Source organism: Mammaliicoccus sp. B-M6 (assembly GCF_022386965.1).
In the GTDB taxonomy this organism is placed as follows: domain Bacteria; phylum Bacillota; class Bacilli; order Staphylococcales; family Staphylococcaceae; genus Mammaliicoccus; species Mammaliicoccus sciuri_A.
On sequence record NZ_JAJNHJ010000039.1, the window covers coordinates 1 to 19,942 of the forward strand.

Here is a 19,942-nt window from a genome sequence, read left to right on the forward strand (position 1 = left end):
GATTGGTTAAGCCAATCACTCTGAAGTACTTTCAGTACTCAATTATTGGAATTAACGTTGACATATTGTCATTCAGTTTTCAATGTTCATTATAAAATAATTTGGAGCGGGTGATCGGAATCGAACCGACAACATCAGCTTGGAAGGCTGAGGTTTTACCACTAAACTACACCCGCTTAGCTATATTAAAATTGATGAATGGTGCGGCCGAGAGGACTTGAACCTCCACGGGATTTCTCCCACTAGGCCCTCAACCTAGCGCGTCTGCCATTCCGCCACGACCGCGCATGGTTTGCAGTACTCAATCAATTTGTTATTTAAGTTACTGTCATTAAGTATATTACATTAAGTTTACAAAGTCAATACAAATATTTAACTTTTCAATGTAATTTTACATTGAATAACTTGTCTTATTATTTGTTACGTTTCGTTCAAGCAACATTAACTATAATACGCTGGATCTATTATTTCGTCAATGCTTTTTTATTAAAAATTTAAATAAAAAGTACTACACTCGCATATTTTTAGTGTAGTACTTTCCCAATTATTCTTTATGTTATATTTTTTAACTTTCCACCACATCGTCCACATCTATATTTACGTGTATTAACACGTTTAATACGTTTGAATTCTGTTTTACATTGCCCACATTGATATAAATAGTTAGCACGTTCTTTATAACTTTGAACGGCTTTACAAAATCGTGGTGCACCTACTTCGTTACTTAAATCTTTAAAAGCTTTGTCTTTATGCTGATATCCTTTACCCTCTATATGTAAATGATAATGACAAAGTTCATGTTTAATAATATCTATTAGTGCTTCAACACCAAAATGTTCATATTGTTTCGGATTAATTTCTATATCATGACTTTTTAATAGATACCTTCCACCAGTTGTTCTTAACCTTTTGTTAAATACTGCATTGTGTTTAAAAGGCTTATTAAAATATTCCATTGATATATTAGACACAAGTTCTTGAAGTGTCTTATTGTCCATTAGGGTCTATCATAGTTAATGATACTTTTTGTTTATCTTGGTTTACATCTAATACCCAAACATCAACTATATCTCCTACACTTACAATATTCATAGGATGCTTAACATATCCTTTAGATAATTTAGAAATATGAACAAGACCATCTTGTTTTACACCTATATCTACAAACGCACCAAAGTCTACTACATTTCGTACTGTACCACTTAAAGCCATATTTGGTTTCAAGTCTTCCATAGAAAGAACATCTGACTTTAAAATTGGTGTTTCGAATTCATCTCGTGGATCTCTTAAAGGTGCTATTAAAGAAGCAATGATATCTTCAAGTGTCGGTATACCTATATTTAAATTTTCACTTGTATCTTGTATATCTAATTTATTTAGTTTTTCTTTTAATACATCTGAACCAATATCTTCTTTTTGTAAACCAACATGTTGAATTAACGCATAAGCCGCTTCATAACTTTCAGGGTGAATAGCGGTTTTATCAAGTGGTTCGCTTCCATCTAGTATTCTTAAAAATCCAATACTTTGTTCAAATGTTTTATTACCTAATCTTGGAACTTTAGCTATTTCTGAATGATGTGTAATAACACCTTTTTCTTCTCTGAATTTAATAATGTTATTTGCAACTGTATTGCTAAGACCAGATACATAACTTAGTAACGATGGAGATGCAGTGTTCACATCAACACCAACTTGGTTAACGGCAGTTTCCACAACGAATTTTAAAGTTTCACTTAGTGCTTTTTGATTTACATCATGTTGATATTGACCGACACCGATTGATTTAGGATCTATTTTAACAAGTTCACTTAATGGATCTTGTACACGTCTACCTATAGATACAGCACTTCTCTCTTCAACTTTAAAATCAGGAAATTCTTCTCTAGCTATATCTGAAGCTGAATAAACCGAAGCACCCGCCTCGTTAACGATCACAAATTGGCAAGGTAAGTCATGCTTTTTAATCATTTCAGCTACAAATTGTTCTGATTCTCTACTTGCCGTTCCGTTACCAATCGCAACTAATTCAATATTATGTTTCTTGATCATATCTACAAATATCTTTTCCGCTTGATCAGTTTTAGATACTGGAGGATGAGGATATATCACATTTTTATCAACAAATGAGCCATATTCATTAATAACAGCCAACTTACAACCCGTTCTGTATGCTGGATCTAGTCCTAGTATTTTTTTACCTTTTAATGGTGCTTGCAATAAAAGGTTTTTTAAATTCTCAGAGAAGATCTCAATTGCATGTTCTTCAGCTTTTTGTGTTAATTCACTTCTAATCTCTCTTTCAATAGAAGGTAAGATTAATCTTTTCAAGCTATCTTGAATGGCTTCTTTAATCACTTCAATATGTTTATGTTCTTTTTTCACAAATTGAGTTGTTAAATAACTTTCTAATGAAGCAGTATCTATTTCGAATCCTACTTTCAATATACCTTCTGATTCTCCACGGTTAATAGCTAGAACTCTATGAGGTACTATTTTCTTAATTGGTTCTTCATATGTATAGTACATTTCAAAAATATTTTTCTCATCTTCAGCTTTCTTTTTCTTCTCAGTCACTAATTTACCTTGTCTTTCAACACTATTTAAAATGTATTTACGGTATTTTGGCTCATCTGAAATCATTTCAGCTATAATATCTTGTGCACCTTTAATGGCAGCTTCATGAGATGTAACTTCTTCAGTAATATATTTTGAAGCTTCTTCTACTAAATCAATATTAGAAGTACCTTCAAGTATCCATTTAGCTAAAGGTTCTAAACCTTTTCGTTTTGCTTCTGTAGCTCTTGTTTTTTTCTTTTTCTTAAATGGTCGATATAAATCTTCTATTCTTTGTAATTTTGTTTGTTTTAAAATATCATTTTTTAAGTCTTCTGTTAATAAACCTTGTTCATCAATTAATCTAATGACTTCTTCTTTTCTATTATGCAAGTTAAGTGCATATGTATATTCATTTTCAATTTGTTTAATTTCAACTTCATCAAGACCACCAGTTAATTCTTTTCTATATCTTGCTATAAAAGGCACGGTATTCTTATCTTCTAGTAATTCTAGTACAGTTTTAATTTGTTTTTCTGTAAAAGGATGATTTTTCTTTATGATTTCTATTAGTTCTTGATTCATAATTGCCTCCTAAAAATGGTTATATTTTATTTTAACATAAATAGAATATAACCATTTTTGATTTTGAAATAAGAAAGCCAGAAACATTTGAAATGTTTCTGGCTCTACTAATATATTATTTATTTCATTGCAGCTTCTTTTAATTTCTTTATTGCTGTTCTTTGAAGTCTTGAAACATGCATTTGACTGAGACCTATTTTTTCTCCGGTCTCTTTTTGACTTAAGCCCGAAATAAAGGTGTATTGAATTATTTCTCTTTCTCTATCCGTTAAAATAGGCAGAATTTTTTCTAATATCATTCTTTTTTCAGTTAAATCATAACCTTCTTCTGATTCTCCCATAATATCCAACAACGTAACGGTCGATCCGTCTTTATCCGCTTCGATAGAATGGTCAACACTTAAGGCATTATAACTTTGACCCATTTCCATTGCTTCTAGGACATCTTCTTCTGTTACTTCTAGTCTATTTGCAATTTCAATAATTTTAGGTGACCTTCCTAATTCATTGGTCAATTCTTCATTTGCCTTTTTTATTTTAGGGCCAATTTCTTTAATACGTCTAGGTACATGTACACTCCAAGTTTTATCTCTTAAATATCTCTTTATCTCACCAATTACAGTTGGAACTAAAAATGCTTCAAACTTTCTTTCAAATGAAACATCGAATCTTTTTATAGCACCTAATAAACCAACCATACCAACTTGAACAAGATCTTCATGATGTGCTTGGCCTTTAGAATATTTATATGCTAAAGATTCTACTAATTTCTGATAATGTAATACTAGCTTTTCTTGAGCTTCACTATTATCATTTTCTTGGTAATCTGCTATCCAAGCATTAATGTCTTCTGGAGAAACTTCATTATAAACTTTGGACTCTTCCGTCATGTGTTTGCACCTGCTCTTTAGATAAATACTTTGTCATACTTATTGTAACACCAGCATCTTTTTGGACACTTACTTCATCCATTAATGACTCAATAAGAAATAGTCCTAATCCACCTTGTCTCAAGAAATTGATATTATCACTTTCTTGGTATGGTCCAAGCACTTTTTTAGCTTCTTCATAATTAAAGCTTTTACCTGAATCTGATACAATGATTTCTATTTTATCTTCAAATACAAGGTAACCTATTAATATTTCACCTTCAACTTTATCACTATATGCGTGTTTCACTGCATTTGTTACCGCTTCTGACACTGCAATTTTTGAATCTTCAATATCTTCATATGAAGCACCAGCTCTATTAAACACGCCAGATAATGTTAATCTGACAAGTCCAACATATTCTGGAGCTGCAGGGAATCTCATCTCTATATAATCATAGTTAGATGTCATCTCATTATACCTCCGTTCCTTTGTTGACATGCATTAATTCTTTAAGTCCTGTAATATCAAATAATCTCTCAATTCTATCAGATACACCAAGCACATATAGTGATTTATCATGTTCATTGAGTGATTTTAATGTGCCAACAAATAAACCTAAACCAGTAGAATCCATATAACTTACGTTCTCCAAATTAACATGTATATCATGTGTTCCTTTTTGTCTAATCGGTTGTAATACGTCTTGAAGTTGAGGCGCAGTGTACACATCCAGTTCTCCGCCAACTTTAATTTCATAGTAATTTTCATGTTCAGTAGTTTCAATGTTAAGATTCATTCCTTGTTACACCCCTAAATGTATTAGACTTTCATCATTTATTTTTACCCGTTTTTAAAATGTTTAATCTTATTTAACACATCTTAAATATTTTTAACTTACAACTATTTAACTCTTTTAACAATTAATATCGTTAAATCATCTCTTTTATTTGGATTCTGTAGTTTAACAAGCTCTTCATATAAGATTTGGACAATGTCTTGCGGATGTAGTTGTTTATACTCATCAATCATACTTAATAAATCTGTCGTTTTGATAAATTCATTTTGTTGATTGCGCAGTTCTGTTACACCGTCAGTAAACACGATAATCATATCTTGTAATTCTATTTTTATTTCACTTTGCTTATAACGTGTATGTTTATTAACACCAAGTACAATGCCTCGTTCAGACATTTCTTTAAATTCTCCAGTCTGACTTCTATATATGTACCCTGGTTCGTGGCCTGCAGAACTATAATAAAGCATATTATTTATTTCTTCATATAGACCATAGAACATTGTTACAAACATATTTTGATTAACGTTCTTTTCTACAACTCGATTCAAACGTTTCAAACCGTCACTCGGTAATTGCGAATGACCGTAAGAATCCATGCCAAATTTAATCATACTCATCGCTAATGCTGCCGGTATACCTTTACCGATAACATCTGCTACTGCAAAACTCATTGTTCCGTCATTGTGATCAATTAAATTAAAATAATCTCCACTAACTTTTTGTGCTGGAACGGAAATTGCCCCAATTTGAATACTATCAAATTGAGGGATTTGAGGCTTTAGCATTGTTTGTTGCAAACTAGACGCAACTTCCATTTCTTTATCATGAATTTTAATCTTATTTAATAACTTCTTATAATCACGGTATGTAAAGCCATAGCCTATCATGACTTCTAAAAGAACATCAAATGAACGAATGATTTGTTCTTTAGTCAGTTCTGGTTCCTGTTCCATAATATTTACATGTAATTGTACTATCTCCTCTGGTGAAACATTATCTTCAATGGCTTCAGTTGAAAATGTTTGGCAAGATGATAAAATTGCGTCATCATTTGTTTGAACATAATCAAGTAATAATTGAAGATACTGTTGTTTCTTTTGTTCTGACACGAAGTCACCTCGTTTCAAATATACTAAAAAAGCTTTAGGTTAATCCTAAAGCGGAAGACGTTTTAAAGTAATATTGATTCTTTTAAAACAATTTCATTATGTATTACCTAATGTATCAAATTTTTGTTGCAAAGTAAGATTGAGGCTGATGGCAATTGCAGTATCGACCTCTTTCATCTTTGCATCAGATAAATATGTTAATTTTTCTTTTAAGCGTTTTTTATCAATAGTTCTGATTTGTTCAAGCAAAATTACGGAATCTCTGTCTAGTTTATATTTCGCTGCCTCAATTTCTACATGAGTGGGAATTTTGGCTTTATTTATCTTACCAGTAATTGCTGCAACAATCACAGTCGGGCTGTATCGATTACCTGTATCATTCTGGATAATAACGACTGGTCTTGTTCCCCCTTGTTCAGAACCTGTAACTGGTGAAAGATCTGCGAGATATACATCTCCTCTTCTCATTTATTCACCTTGCTGAGAGGCTATATGCGATTCATTTGAATCACAAGCTTCACATTCACAATAGTATGCTTCAGATGCAAGGGAGAGATTTAAATCGGCCATTGAACGGTAGCCTTCTTTCAGTGTTTGTTCTAAACTTTGTGTACGATTTTGCGTTAAAGATGTCATAACAAATACCTCCAGATAAAATAAATGTAAATTTTGTTGATTAAGTTATTAATATCATAACAAATGTAACTCTATTTGACTATGCTATTTTAATAATTCGTTCGTAATTTCAACATTTTCATCGTCATGATAAATACGTGGTAATCTCTTTTTCAAGTTACAAAGTACTTCATAATTAATGGTATCTTGCGCTTCAGCAATCTTTTCTGCTGATTGTTCTGAATCAACATCATTATCCATGAGAATGACTTTATCACCTGTTTGAACATCATCTGGCACTTTAATCATCGTTTGATCCATACATACTCTACCTATGACGGGACAATTCACACCATTTACATTCACGAGTGTGTCTTGCATCTTTCTTAAGTAACCATCTGCATAACCTATTGGTAATGTGGCCACTTTAATACGTTCACCAGCAGTAAATGTTGCACCATAACTCACTGTTTCCCCAGGTTCTAAATATTTAGTTTGAACAACTTCTGTTACTAATTGCGCAGAAGGCTTTAATTTTAAATTAGAAATTTCTTGAATATATTTTGATGGATAATATCCATATAATGAAATACCAAATCTAACAGCTGTACAAATAGATGCATCATATCTTAAAGCACCTGCTGAATTTTGAGCATGTATATATTCAGGTGTTTGAGAAGACTCTACAAATTCTTCAAATAATTCATATTGCTTTTTAGAAAAATCATTTGGTTCGTCTGCAGAAGCAAAGTGCGTATATACACCTTCAAATATAAGGCGTTCATGCTGTTCTATTTTGTGAACGACATGTTGGTAAGTTTCAATATCTTTTAATCCAATTCTACCCATGCCTGTATCTATTTTTACGTGCATCCATAAAGGTTTATCAGAATCATCATCTATTGATTCTATTGCATCATCTAACCATTGTTCTGACGGAACGGTTAATGCAACTCTATGTTGAACAGCTTTATTAATATCTTTAGTATTAATAACGCCGAGTACTAATATTTTAGCTTTAATACCATGCATTCTTAATTCAATTGCTTCATCTAATGTCGCAACTGCAAAGAAGTCTACACCTTCATTCATTAAGTAAGTCGCAATTGGTACACTTCCTAATCCGTATCCATTTGCCTTAACGACTGCCATAATCTTCTTATTTGGATGAAGTCTTCCTACTGCTTGATAATTTTCTAGTATTGCCTTTAAATCGACGTTGATATAAGTTGGCCTATAATATTTTTCGGACAACAGCAAGGCACCTCCTCTTATAATATTTGTATTTTATCATATAGAAATCAATCTTGCTTAATATTTTCTATAATCACAATAGCTTCTGCATAATGTTTTGTGTGTGTAATGGACGGATGAACACGGTATCCTTCGCATATTATTTCTGGTTTCCCATTTTCATCTGGTAAACAATTAATCGAATGAAAGCCGTATTTTTTACCAATACCTGTACCCATCGCTTTACTAAATGCTTCCTTCACAGCAAATCTACCAGCGATAAATTCGATTTTTCTCGATTCTAATTTAATTTTGCTAAAAATATTTATTTCATCTTTTGTTAAAATTTTATTAACCATTTCTGGTCGTTTCGTATACCAATCTTGTATACGTTCTATTTCGACTAAATCTATGCCGACACCTTGAATCATCGTTAACACCTTCATTTTCACTGATTAAAATCATTTTTCAATTCTATTTTGTATTGCGTGTTTAATACGATTTGCCTTTTCTTTATTTAAATATTGAATCATTCGATTCCCTCCAGCTGTAGACAACGTAATATTAGCCAGGTTAAACTTTCTCATTATGAATCCTTCATATAAATCAACATTTTGAATTCTACCCATAGGTATCGTTGTTTCTCTAATCATAAAAATTCCTGATTTAATGTTTATTTCATCATCATTAATTTCATACCTGAAATTTCTATACATGTAATAAGGCTGGATGATTAAACCATATATTGCTATTACAAAGATAAGCACTACGGGAATAAGCAGAAACCATTTTGAAGCTGTCGTCCACCATAAATTAAAAATTACTGCCATGACGATTAATATGATGATGAGTATTGAAATTGTAATGAGCGATCCAATACGTTCAACGACCATTCCCTTTTTATCCATTCTATATCTAGGAAGCATCTACGTGACCTCCTTTATCTTTATACCATTTATAAATATTTAACGTATCTTGTTTATTAATAAATCTTAATCCTTTAGACAACATACCATTTCCATATGCTATTTGAATTGTGAAATGTGCAATATCTTTACGTTTAATAATTGGATTTTCATGTAATTCAAAAGTTAAAATCTTATTTCTATTCGCCCAAATTGTTGTATATTCAAACGGTGTTGCATTCAGTATGACAATTGAGTCGTCATAAATTTTATATCCAGATTTCAACGTAATGATACTTGCATAAAATATCATAACCAAGAATATTACTAATCCGATCATCCAAGTATAAGACCATAAATATATTTGGATAGGTATCACTATTAACAATAGAATAATCGTCGGGATGAACACTCTTCTACGAATACCTTGTTTAGGTAAGCCTTTTTTAACGGAATGAAACTGAAATTGTGGAATAATATCTTCAAGTAATTGATATGCTTCTTTCTTCTTCATAAATGGCAAGATTGTAACAGTTCCTACATCAGTATCTTCTCCATTTTCAAAATGTCCATCTGAAGTAATTATCGCTGATATTTTAGTATATCCGATCACTCTTCTGAATATAGATTCTTCTTCTTTTAATGCTTGTATTCTTCTAATTGGAACGGTACGCTTTTGAACAGTTAACAAACCATATTTAACCGTTAAAAGTTCCCCATCAAATGTTAATTGATATTTATAATTTTTAATAAATACAATAAGTGATCCAACTACATAACTCAATATAATAAATAAAAGTGTAATTGATATGATAACAAATGTTAAATTAACAACTTGATTAATCAGTGGACTGATATAATCCTCGATATCGATTATTTGTGTGAAAAATCCAAGTAATGAGCCAAGTGCCGCAAATACAATCAAAATGCCACCACTTGTAAAACTCATCTTCAATAAATCTTTAGTAGATAATCTAAAGAACACGACTTCTTCTTTTTCATTAATAACATCACGTTGATCAGAATCAGACGACGTTCCATGTTCCTCGTTTAACTCATCTTCGCTTTGCTCTTTATTTTTAATAGCATATTTTCTTTCTTTTAAATATTTTGAAAGACTATCACTTTGTGACTTCGTAATCGTATCTAATTCAATACCATCACTCGGTGTTTTAATACTTAAACTCACGCCACCTAACAACTGATGTACAATATTTTGAGAAGTATCAACAGACTGAATCCTTTCAATATTTAACTCTTTACGATTTTTTGAAAAGACACCCCAAGTCATAATCAATTGATCATTCTCTATCCAATAACGTGTATTGTAAATCTTAATTGCTTTAAAAATACTACTTATAAGTGAAAAAATTAATAGAACAATTGGAAATGTAAGGTCCCAAAAATTATCAAGTCCGCGTGTTACAACAATAAACACAGCGATTATTAATGGAAATACATTTTCTTTTAAACTGGCTAAAAAGCCACTAACATAAGATATTGGATGTAATTTTTGAGGATCAAACATCATCAGTCACCTCTTTAACCTTAGTCATGATATTTAATCTCGTTTGGTCAGCTATCACTCGGTTGACCATTGGTAACACTTCTAAATTACCTGCTGTTACAACAACGACAAAGTAAATGTTAAACAATCTTGAAATTGGTCCGTGCTTTATCGTTACATATTGTATTCTGTCATATGGTTGTACAAATCTTTTTTGATAATAAAGCCCGCTTTGTACTTCAATATACCGTTCTCCAATTTCAAAAGATGTTCTTTTAAGTCGTATGATCGGACTTATAAATCCTATCGCAATGATCAACAGCGCAATCGGTGTCACAATATAAATGAGAAATGTCCACCAATCATATTTATGCCATAAAAATACAAATACACTGTACAAAACTAAGATAACTATGACATTTATAATATGATTTACATACTCATATTTTATAGACTGTTTTGGCATTTTGTGTTCGAGTATTGGTTTATACATATAATCTCCTCTATCGTTCAATTTACGTGTATTATATCATAAAAAAAGTGTGCGTAACCTTAGAGATTACACACACTTCTTGTTTAGTTTTTATTTTGAATGCTCAGCAAATGTTCTACCTGAGAATTGTTTTTTTGAACGTTGTTTGTTTGGTTTATTGTTTTTACCTTTGTTACGGTCAAATTGATTGTTTTTATCATTACCGCGACGTTTGTTGTTTTTACCATCAAATCTAGTTCTAGATTTACCACGTGAGTTACCACCACGGTTACCTTGTTTGCCTCTATGATTAGACTTTTTAGATAATGGTTTTTCAAATGTTAATTGAATTTCTGCATCGTTGTTAGAAGTAATTAATTCTTGTAATAATGCAGCAACTAATTTTTGGTCACCGTATTCTTTAATTAATGATTCAGCAATTTTTTCAATGCGACCTTCGATTGGACTTTCTACCCAACCTTTAACTTTATCTTTAACATCTGATTCTTTCGCTTTCATAACTTCACCAGGTGTTGGTGGACGTAAAGCGCTCATTTGACGTTTATTAGCTTTTTCGATTTGACGGATATAATCCATTTCGATTGGATTTACAAATGTAACGGCAACACCTTGTTTACCCGCTCTACCTGTACGACCAATACGGTGTGTATAACTTTCAGTATCTTGAGGGATATCAAAGTTATAAACGTGACTTACGCCAGAAATATCTAATCCACGAGCTGCAACATCTGTAGCTACTAAAATATCGATTTGATCATTTTTGAATTTTTTCAATACTTCTAAACGTTTAGCTTGTGTAATGTCACCGTGTAAACCTTCAGCACGGTATCCTTTAGTAATTAAAGCACTTGTTAATTCATCAACACGACGTTTCGTACGACCGAATACAATTGCTAATTCAGGATTTTGAACATCTAATAAATTCGTAAATGTCTCGAATTTTTCTAATTCTTTAACGATTGTGTAGAATTCATCAATTTGTGGATCTGACAATTCGTTAGACATTGTTTTAACAATTTTTGGACTCTTCATGAATTTTTGAACTAATTCTTGAATAGCTTTTGGCATTGTTGCTGAGAATAGTAATGTTTGACGATTTTCAGATGGAAGTTTAGACATTATAAATCTCATATCATCTATAAAGCCCATGTTCATCATTTCATCTGCTTCATCTAAGATCAATGTAGAAATTGATTCTGTTTTTAATGTTCTTCTATTTAAGTGGTCAATCACACGTCCTGGTGTACCTACTACGATTTGTGGACCTTTTTTAAGTGATTTGATTTGTCTGTCTATTGGCATACCACCGAATACAGTTACGACACTTACGTTTTGTCCTTTACTGAAACTACGTAATTGCTCTGCCACTTGGTTTGCTAATTCACGTGTTGGTGCAAGAATCAATGCTTGTACACCTTGTTTATCTGCTACTTTATCAATTAATGGAATACCAAATGCACCAGTTTTTCCTGTTCCAGTTTGTGCTTGTCCTAGCACGTCCGTACCTTGTAATGTATGTGGAATACTTTCGATTTGTATTGGTGTTGGTTCAGTAAATCCCATTTTGTCCAAAGCGTTTAAGGTAGCTTCAGAAATACCTAATTCTTTAAATTTTTGCAAAATAATTCTCCTTTTATATAGTTAATTCATCTCGTCTTTTTTATTCAACTTCTATATACTACCACCCTTTTACCAATAGCGCAATGCGATTAAATCGTCGTTTACATTTAATTTTCATAGACAAAAACATAAAAAAACTGCACTAAAAAGGGATTTAGTACAGTTTCACTTCTTTATTTATTTTTAAATATAAATTTTTCAACTTCATAAAAAACTTTATAATTTACTTTTGATAAACAAATTTCATGTGGTCCTTTATCAATTTCAACTAGACGTGCATGCTTTATTCTCTTCACTAAGTTTCTCGATTTCTCAATTGGAACAAGACCATCTATTGTGCCATGAATGATTAACGTTTTCGCTGTTATTTGTTCTGGAACATATAGCGCACTTTGCTGTAATTTTTTAAATGCCACAAATGATTTATAGTTTATTTTGATTGTACGTCTCACCATAAAATCAAGAATCTTCAAATCTGCATATCTCATATTATTGATAAATGCATATGGTGACTTAACCAAGTATTGTATATTAATATTTTCAAAAGCTGGTGCAATTAACACTAATTGATCGGGTTGTTTAATTTTAGCTAACAAACCTGCAATAATGCCACCCATTGAAAATCCTATCACAATGACTTTATCTGATTTCTTTCTTAATATTTCATAAGATTGTTTCGCTCTCTCAAACCACATATCTTCATTTGTATCTTTAATCAATAAATTCAAGCCATGTCCTGGGTATTCCGGCGCTTCAAGTATAAAATCATAGCGACTACTCAAATATTCAATTAATGGTAATAACTCATAACGACCACCTGTATAACCATGTAAAAACAAGATACCTACTTTCATGTAAGCGCGTTAATAATCGTTTCGAGTGACATACCTCTAGAACCTTTAAACAAAGTGATAGAGTCTTCATTTAATTGATTTTTTAAATAGTCTGTGATTTCCTCTTTATGCTCAAAGTGATAAGTTTCAGGTATATATGCTTTCGCAATATTTGATATATGAGCCGCTTCTTCACCATATGTGATTAACGTTTGTATAGCTTTATGTTCTAAATAATAGCCAACTTGCTCATGCATCTCTTGACTCATTTCACCTAATTCTAATACATCCGCAAGAATAAGTGTCTTATCCGATTGTTCCATATTATGCAGTGTATCAATTGCTGCTTTCATACTTGTTGGACTTGCATTATATGCATCATTAATGAGTAAACCATATTGGTCAGTTTCAATTCTTTGCATGCGCATATCCGTTAATACAAGATCATCTAGAGAACTTTGAATAACATCTTCCGTTACACCTAAATGTTTAGCCACTTGAATTGCATATGTGGCATTTTTAACATTGTGTTCACCTAATATATTTAAATGATAAATGAAATGACTATTATTCAATTGAAAATTGATGCCATGACTTGATGATTGATTCGTTTTAATAATCACATCATTATCATTCGCTACCCCTACAGATAGTTTGTCATGTTTCATTTCAGATACGAAAGGTTTAAGTAATGGCTCATCACCATCGTATATGAATAGTCCTTTATCTTTAAGACCTTCTGTAATTTCAAATTTGGCTTTTGCAATACCTTCTCTAGAACCTAAATCTTGCATATGAGACTCACCAATATTCGTGATAATGGCAACATCAGGTTCAGCTAAATGTGTTAATTCACTAATTTCACCAAAACCACTCATACCCATTTCTAGAATGGATACTTCAGTATCTTCATCCAAGTCGAGTATCGTCAATGGACAACCAATTTCATTATTATAATTTCCTTGTGTCTTCTTAACTTTAAATGATTTATTCAATACACATTCAACCATATCTTTAGTTGTCGTTTTACCATTTGAACCTGTAATTGCGACAACTTTAGGATTTACATATTTCAAATATACTTTAGCTAAACTTTGTAATGCTGCTAAAGTGTCATCAACAAAAATAATGGGTCCTTCTGGCGGATTTGGTACATCTTTTTGCCAAAATGATGCACCTGCACCATCATCAAGTGTTTGACGTACAAATTTATGACCATCTACATTTTCACCTTTAAATGGTATAAACAAATTTGATTTAGCAATTTTTCTTGAGTCTATACATGTACCTTGAACAACGACATCAAGGTATTCGTCTTGAATGTCACAATCAATCCATTCTTTAATTTTACGTAAATTAATATTCATTCTATTTACCCTCAGTCAATTTTATATTTGATATTCTTCTTGTTATCGTATCGTTCAATAGCAAGTTCAATTAACTTAGTTATAAGCTCTGTATAGCTTAAGTTCATGTTCTCCCATAATAATGGATACATGCTGTATTGTGTAAATCCTGGCATTGCATTTGTTTCATTAATATAAATTGTATTATCTTCTGTTAAGAAGAAGTCTGCTCTTACCAATCCAGAACAATCTGTTGCTTTAAAAGCTTCAATAGCCATATTTCTTAAAGTTGTTGCTGTTTCTTCATCTACATCAGCAGGTATTTGAAGTTTAACTTTGCCATCTTTATATTTAGATTTATAATCATAAAATTGTACATCTTTAATAACTTCACCAGGTAAAGTTGTTTCTGGGTAATCATTACCTAATACGGCTACTTCAATTTCTCTTGCATCAACACCTTGTTCGATAACAAGTTTACGGTCAAATTGAAATGCTTCTTCAATACCAGAAATTAATTCTTCTTTATTCGTACATTTACTAATTCCAACACTTGAACCTAAATTTGCTGGTTTAACGAACACAGGATATTCAAGTTTATTTTGTATAAGCTCCACTATATTATGTTCATATTTCTCGTATTCACTTTTTAAGAAACTTACATATGGTAATTGAGGTAATCCTCTGTGAGCGAATAAATGTTTCATCACTAATTTATCCATTGAACTTGATGCTGCAAGCACACCATTACCAACATAAGGAATATCCAATACTTCAAATAAACCTTGAATTGTACCGTCTTCACCGTTTGGACCGTGTAATAATGGAAATACTGCGCTATATGCGTTGCCATCATTACTCGCTTCTAATAATTTAGATATTGGTGTTAATGATTCACTTGATAATTTTAATTGTTCAATATCTTCGACTTTTCCATCGATAGATTGGTCGCTTTTAATCCAATCCCCATCATTTGTAATATAAATGATATCAATTATGTATTTAGATAGATCAACTGCATTGATCACATTTTGAGCCGTTAAAATTGATACATCGTGCTCTGCACTTTTCCCACCATATATAATGCAAATATTTTTTTTAGACATATATAAGCCTCCAAGTAGATTATTAGCCTATATTTTATCATGTTTTTAGCTATTGTTGCACGTATCAACATGACTATTTTAAAAATAACGCTTTTCTGAATAGCAAAAATGTATCACTTTATGTACAATCAAGTTATAATGAAAATTATGAAATTTAGTGTTAATTAAAGGAGTCTTTTAATGGAAACTTCTACTCGTACATTAAATAAATCGTTTCTAGAAAGAATAGATTGGCGATTAATTACGATTATTCTTATCTTATTTGGAACGAGTTGTTTAATAATCAATTCTGCAATGTCTGGCGGACAATATGAAACAAACTTTTTAATTAAACAAGTTTTATACTATGTGCTTGGTTTTATTTTAGCCATTGCCTTAATGTTCATATCTCCAAAGACACTAAGAAAATATGTTTGGATTATATACATAATTGGAAACTTATCATTAGTTGGACTATTAATCCTGCCTGAATCTAGCTTTACACCTATTATTAATGGTGCTAAAAGTTGGTATAGACTAGGACCTATCAGTATCCAACCATCTGAGTTTATGAAAATCATTTTAATTATTGCGCTAGCTAACGTTATCTATCAACATAATAGATTTACTTACAACAAATCTTTATCAAGAGACTTTAATTTATTACTAAAAATTGGTTTAACTTCATTAATACCAATGTTATTAATACTTTTGCAAAATGATTTAGGAACAACACTCGTATTAATTGCGATTATTCTTGGTATCGTTGTTGTTTCTGGCGTGACATGGAGAATACTCGCACCAGCATTCATCGCTTTATTCGGTATTGGTTCAAGTATCATTTTATTAATGATTTTTAAACCAAGTGTGATTGAGAAAGTTTCAGGTATTAAGACGTATCAATTAGGACGTATTAACTCTTGGCTAGATCCATATGCATACAGTTCAGGTGACGGATACCATTTAACAGAATCATTAAAAGCCATTGGTTCTGGTCAAATATTTGGTAAAGGTTTAAATAACGGTGAAGTTTATATTCCTGAGAACCATACCGATTTTATTTTTTCAATTATTGGTGAAGAATTTGGATTTATTGGAACGATGGCTGTACTGATTATTTTCTTAGCGTTATTCATACACTTAATTAGAATGGCTACTACGACACGTAATCCTTTTAATGTTGTATTTATAATCGGATATTTATCATTCGTACTATTCCACGTTGTACAAAATATCGGTATGACTATTCAACTACTACCTATCACAGGTATCCCATTACCATTTATAAGTTATGGTGGATCAGCTTTATGGTCATTAATGGCAGGTGTCGGTATATTACTATCTATCTATTACCACGAAAAAGAGAAATTTACAGAATCCGACCAAAAAGCCGACATATAAAAAAACCGCATCCTCAATTTGAGGACGCGGTTTTTTAGTTTACCAATTTATTTCAACTTGTTAGTTGCGACATTCGGCAAACTACGCATTATTTCTATTCGTGACTTAGTTTCTGTTATGTTTACGCCTAATGATGATAAAAGTTTGACCACATTCTTTACCTTTGACTTAGGTTGATTCATGGGTACCACCTCTTATTCAATTTAATTACCTTAAGTTCATTCTACTCTAAATTAAGTAGTTTGACTATAGTTCATTCGGCCTATATTGTTATTTTTTTGTTTAATTTGTTATTTTTTTATAATAATTATATGAATGATATCTTAAACAACTTCATATCCAGCATCGAAAATAGCATTTTCAATATTATCGATACTTGCAGGATCTTCGTATACGACACGTACTTGATTATCATCCGGACTAGCGACAACTTCTTTAACACCGATTAATTGACCTACTGATTCCTCAACTGCTTGTTTGCAATGTCCACAAGACATACCTTCAACATTAATGATTTGTTCTTTCATTTATAACACTCCTATATATTTAAATGATATTTTAATTGATGCCTTTTCATAATCATTATATGCATATGTTTTAGAAGGGTCAAATACAACCTTTTCAATTTTAATTTAAATGTATTATACTAGTTTAAGATAAAGAAACGGAGGCATTGGTATGAACTACTTCTCATATTTTTCATTTGATTTTTCCATCATAGTATCAGTGCTACTTATTACAGCATTTATTCTGAATGTTGTGTTTGGATTTATTATCATTTTCTTAGAACCAAGAGAAGCTGGTGCGATTTGGGCTTGGTTGTTAGTGCTTTTATTTGTTCCGATATTAGGATTTATACTTTACCTACTATTTGGGAGACAAATTCAAAGAAAGAGTATTTTCAACTTAGATGAACAAGATAAAATAGGTCTTGAACACGTCATAAATGAACAAATCAAAGCAATTGATGAAAATAATTTCGAAATTGATAAGCCTGAGATTTCTAATTATAAGCATCTGATTCATATGTTGCTTTACAATAACTCAGCTTTCTTAACAACTGATAACAAAGTTGAAATGTTTACAGACGGACATGATAAATTCGATGCACTTATTGAAGATATTAGAAAAGCTGAGTCATATATCCATATTCAATATTATATCTTTAAGAAGGATAACTTAGGTAAAAAGATTTTATTTGAACTTGAAAAGAAACTTCAAGAAGGTTTAGAAGTTAAAATGTTATATGACGACATGGGTTCACGTAAATTAAATTTATCTTCATTTAAGAAATTTAGAGCTCAAGGTGGAGAAGTTGCAAGTTTCTTCCCTTCTAAACTCCCTCTCATTAATTTTAGAATGAACAATCGTAACCATAGAAAGATTGTTGTGATTGATGGAAAAGTTGGTTACGTAGGTGGCTTTAATGTCGGAGATGAATATTTAGGTTTAGATAAAAAATTTGGTTATTGGCGAGATACGCACTTAAAATTAGAAGGCGACTCAGTCAATGCATTACAGCTTAGGTTTATGTTGGACTGGAACTCACAATCTACACGTGACAAGATGCGCTATGAATCTAAATACTTCCCTGATGTTGAGTCTGGCGGTAAAGTTGGTATTCAAATTGCATCAAGTGGTCCCGATGAAGAATGGGAACAAATCAAATATGGTTATTTAAAAATGATATCTGAAGCTAAAAAGCATATTTACATTCAAACACCATATTTTATTCCAGATTTATCATTTTTAGATGCGATTAAGATTGCTGCCCTATCAGGTGTAGATGTTAATGTGATGATTCCTAATAAACCTGATCACCCATTTGTTTATTGGGCAACATTTGCCAATGTCGGTGAATTAATTAAAGCTGGCGTTAAAGTTCATATATACGAAAAAGGCTTTATACACACGAAGATGGTAGCTATAGATGATGAAGTTGTAAGTATTGGTACAGCAAACATGGATAATAGAAGCTTCGTATTAAACTTCGAAGTTAATGCCTTTATTTACGACGAAGAAATCGCAAAGAATTCACGATTAGCTTATGAGAATGATATGACGCATTCATCATTATTAACAGTAGAAAGATATGAAAATAGAAGCACGTGGATTAAATTAAAAGAAGGTATAGCACGCTTACTATCACCTTTATTATAAATTCTAAACAGGTAGAAGAGATGATTGTTCAAACTTTTCTACCTGTTTTTTTAAGGAGAAAGATATGAATAAAGAACAGATTATTAAAGAAGCAGAATCATATGTTAGAACATTACATCAAAACGATACAACTGGTCATGACTTTGAGCATATTTTAAGAGTAAGACATCATGCTCTAGATATTGCACAGTTTGAGGACGTGGATTTATTCGTAGTTGAATTAGCAAGTTTACTACACGATGCTGTTGATAAGAAATTATTTAAAGATGCCGATACAGCGTGGCAACAACTTTATCAATGGATGAATGACATGGAGTTAAGTGAAGCGATTCAAACAGAGATTATCCATATTCTAAAGTATGTTAGTTATAACGGTGGTAAAAATGAAGGTAAACTTACAAGCTTAGCAGGAAAGATCGTCCAAGACGCAGACCGTATAGATGCGATTGGTGCGATAGGAATAGCTAGAACATTTCAATATGCTGGTCATTTTAAAGAACCTATGCATATTTCTTCTCAACAACCGCGTAATTTAAATGATCTACAAGAAGGTCAATATCATGATGAACCGAATACGGCAATCAATCATTTTTACGAAAAATTATTATTATTAAAAGATTTAATGAATACTAAACGAGGCAAACAAATCGCTGAAGAACGTCATCTATTTATGGAAAACTTTTTAGAACAATTTTATCAAGAATGGGATGTAAATAAAAAAACAAACTAATCACAATTGCACTAACCCCAGGATGTGGGAGTAAAATAAAAACACTTTCGTTGAATTCATATTAAAATGAATTTATACGGAGGTGTTTTTTCTAT

Annotated in this window: 22 protein-coding genes and 2 tRNA genes; 3 read left to right on the forward strand and 21 right to left on the reverse strand. The window is 31.6% G+C overall.

Going from position 1 to position 19,942, the window contains the following annotated elements:
* Positions 1 to 102: 102 nt before the first annotated feature.
* From LQ693_RS11665 to LQ693_RS11755, 19 genes are all read right to left on the reverse strand, one after another.
* A tRNA-Gly gene (locus LQ693_RS11665) sits at positions 103 to 176 on the reverse strand.
* A gap of 23 nt (positions 177 to 199) precedes the next feature.
* Positions 200 to 285 (reverse strand) — tRNA-Leu (locus tag LQ693_RS11670).
* A gap of 266 nt (positions 286 to 551) precedes the next feature.
* On the reverse strand, positions 552 to 998 hold the full coding sequence (locus tag LQ693_RS11675; protein WP_107565857.1) for a SprT family protein: 447 nt from the start codon (positions 996 to 998) through the stop codon (positions 552 to 554).
* Positions 988 to 3,141, reverse strand: a complete 2,154-nt coding sequence (locus tag LQ693_RS11680) for a Tex family protein (RefSeq protein ID WP_107565856.1) — start codon at positions 3,139 to 3,141, stop codon at positions 988 to 990. The genes LQ693_RS11675 and LQ693_RS11680 overlap by 11 nt, the downstream gene beginning before the upstream one ends.
* Positions 3,142 to 3,260: 119 nt before the next feature.
* Positions 3,261 to 4,031 (reverse strand): RNA polymerase sigma factor SigB, encoded by a 771-nt coding sequence (sigB, locus tag LQ693_RS11685; RefSeq protein WP_025904515.1) that lies wholly within the window; start codon positions 4,029 to 4,031, stop codon positions 3,261 to 3,263.
* Positions 4,006 to 4,482 carry an anti-sigma B factor RsbW gene (rsbW, locus tag LQ693_RS11690; protein ID WP_025904514.1) on the reverse strand — a complete coding sequence of 159 codons (477 nt, stop codon included), beginning with the start codon at positions 4,480 to 4,482 and terminating at the stop codon, positions 4,006 to 4,008. The genes sigB and rsbW overlap by 26 nt, the downstream gene beginning before the upstream one ends.
* A 4-nt stretch (positions 4,483 to 4,486) precedes the next feature.
* Positions 4,487 to 4,810: an anti-sigma factor antagonist gene (locus LQ693_RS11695; protein ID WP_025904513.1), complete on the reverse strand. Its 324-nt coding sequence runs from the start codon at positions 4,808 to 4,810 to the stop codon at positions 4,487 to 4,489.
* Positions 4,811 to 4,914: 104 nt separating this feature from the next.
* Positions 4,915 to 5,919 carry a SpoIIE family protein phosphatase gene (locus tag LQ693_RS11700; RefSeq protein WP_107565855.1) on the reverse strand — a complete coding sequence of 335 codons (1,005 nt, stop codon included), beginning with the start codon at positions 5,917 to 5,919 and terminating at the stop codon, positions 4,915 to 4,917.
* A gap of 96 nt (positions 5,920 to 6,015) precedes the next feature.
* Positions 6,016 to 6,387, reverse strand: a complete 372-nt coding sequence (locus LQ693_RS11705) for a type II toxin-antitoxin system PemK/MazF family toxin (RefSeq protein WP_025904511.1) — start codon at positions 6,385 to 6,387, stop codon at positions 6,016 to 6,018.
* The gene (mazE, locus tag LQ693_RS11710; RefSeq protein ID WP_025904510.1) at positions 6,388 to 6,555 is read right to left on the reverse strand and encodes a type II toxin-antitoxin system antitoxin MazE; all 168 of its coding nucleotides are present in this window, start codon (positions 6,553 to 6,555) and stop codon (positions 6,388 to 6,390) included.
* 84 nt (positions 6,556 to 6,639) lie between these two features.
* On the reverse strand, positions 6,640 to 7,788 hold the full coding sequence (gene alr / locus LQ693_RS11715; RefSeq protein ID WP_107573085.1) for an alanine racemase: 1,149 nt from the start codon (positions 7,786 to 7,788) through the stop codon (positions 6,640 to 6,642).
* Between the two features lie 47 nt (positions 7,789 to 7,835).
* Positions 7,836 to 8,198 carry a holo-ACP synthase gene (gene acpS, locus LQ693_RS11720; protein WP_103361832.1) on the reverse strand — a complete coding sequence of 121 codons (363 nt, stop codon included), beginning with the start codon at positions 8,196 to 8,198 and terminating at the stop codon, positions 7,836 to 7,838.
* A gap of 30 nt (positions 8,199 to 8,228) precedes the next feature.
* Positions 8,229 to 8,693, reverse strand: coding sequence for a PH domain-containing protein (locus tag LQ693_RS11725; RefSeq protein WP_103361831.1), 465 nt, complete (start codon positions 8,691 to 8,693; stop codon positions 8,229 to 8,231).
* Positions 8,683 to 10,203 (reverse strand): PH domain-containing protein, encoded by a 1,521-nt coding sequence (locus tag LQ693_RS11730; protein WP_107565853.1) that lies wholly within the window; start codon positions 10,201 to 10,203, stop codon positions 8,683 to 8,685. Before LQ693_RS11730 ends, LQ693_RS11725 begins: the two co-directional genes overlap by 11 nt.
* Entirely contained in the window at positions 10,193 to 10,672 is a 480-nt protein-coding gene (locus LQ693_RS11735) for a PH domain-containing protein (protein ID WP_103361829.1), read from the reverse strand. The genes LQ693_RS11730 and LQ693_RS11735 overlap by 11 nt, the downstream gene beginning before the upstream one ends.
* A gap of 90 nt (positions 10,673 to 10,762) precedes the next feature.
* Positions 10,763 to 12,292 (reverse strand): degradosome RNA helicase CshA, encoded by a 1,530-nt coding sequence (gene cshA, locus LQ693_RS11740; RefSeq protein WP_037589762.1) that lies wholly within the window; start codon positions 12,290 to 12,292, stop codon positions 10,763 to 10,765.
* A 173-nt stretch (positions 12,293 to 12,465) separates the two neighbouring features.
* On the reverse strand, positions 12,466 to 13,146 hold the full coding sequence (locus tag LQ693_RS11745) for an alpha/beta hydrolase (protein WP_025904503.1): 681 nt from the start codon (positions 13,144 to 13,146) through the stop codon (positions 12,466 to 12,468).
* Positions 13,143 to 14,492 (reverse strand): UDP-N-acetylmuramoyl-tripeptide--D-alanyl-D-alanine ligase, encoded by a 1,350-nt coding sequence (locus LQ693_RS11750; RefSeq protein WP_103361828.1) that lies wholly within the window; start codon positions 14,490 to 14,492, stop codon positions 13,143 to 13,145. Before LQ693_RS11750 ends, LQ693_RS11745 begins: the two co-directional genes overlap by 4 nt.
* A gap of 11 nt (positions 14,493 to 14,503) precedes the next feature.
* Positions 14,504 to 15,577, reverse strand: a complete 1,074-nt coding sequence (locus LQ693_RS11755) for a D-alanine--D-alanine ligase (protein ID WP_037589765.1) — start codon at positions 15,575 to 15,577, stop codon at positions 14,504 to 14,506.
* Between the two features lie 180 nt (positions 15,578 to 15,757).
* Here LQ693_RS11755 and LQ693_RS11760 point away from each other — a divergent pair, with 180 nt between their 5' ends.
* On the forward strand, positions 15,758 to 16,957 hold the full coding sequence (locus tag LQ693_RS11760) for an FtsW/RodA/SpoVE family cell cycle protein (protein WP_107565851.1): 1,200 nt from the start codon (positions 15,758 to 15,760) through the stop codon (positions 16,955 to 16,957).
* 47 nt (positions 16,958 to 17,004) lie between these two features.
* Here LQ693_RS11760 and LQ693_RS11765 read toward each other — a convergent pair whose 3' ends face one another.
* Together LQ693_RS11765 and LQ693_RS11770 are read right to left on the reverse strand one after the other, a co-directional pair.
* Positions 17,005 to 17,139, reverse strand: a complete 135-nt coding sequence (locus LQ693_RS11765) for an Lmo0850 family protein (protein WP_224658879.1) — start codon at positions 17,137 to 17,139, stop codon at positions 17,005 to 17,007.
* A 141-nt stretch (positions 17,140 to 17,280) separates the two neighbouring features.
* On the reverse strand, positions 17,281 to 17,484 hold the full coding sequence (locus LQ693_RS11770; protein WP_025904499.1) for a copper ion binding protein: 204 nt from the start codon (positions 17,482 to 17,484) through the stop codon (positions 17,281 to 17,283).
* Positions 17,485 to 17,635: 151 nt separating this feature from the next.
* Between LQ693_RS11770 and cls the strand changes: the two genes are divergently transcribed.
* Together cls and LQ693_RS11780 are read left to right on the forward strand one after the other, a co-directional pair.
* Positions 17,636 to 19,117, forward strand: a complete 1,482-nt coding sequence (gene cls / locus LQ693_RS11775; RefSeq protein WP_103361826.1) for a cardiolipin synthase — start codon at positions 17,636 to 17,638, stop codon at positions 19,115 to 19,117.
* Positions 19,118 to 19,181: 64 nt separating this feature from the next.
* Complete coding sequence (locus tag LQ693_RS11780) at positions 19,182 to 19,847, forward strand: HD domain-containing protein (RefSeq protein ID WP_103361825.1); 666 nt, start codon at positions 19,182 to 19,184, stop codon at positions 19,845 to 19,847.
* Positions 19,848 to 19,942: the final 95 nt, after the last annotated feature.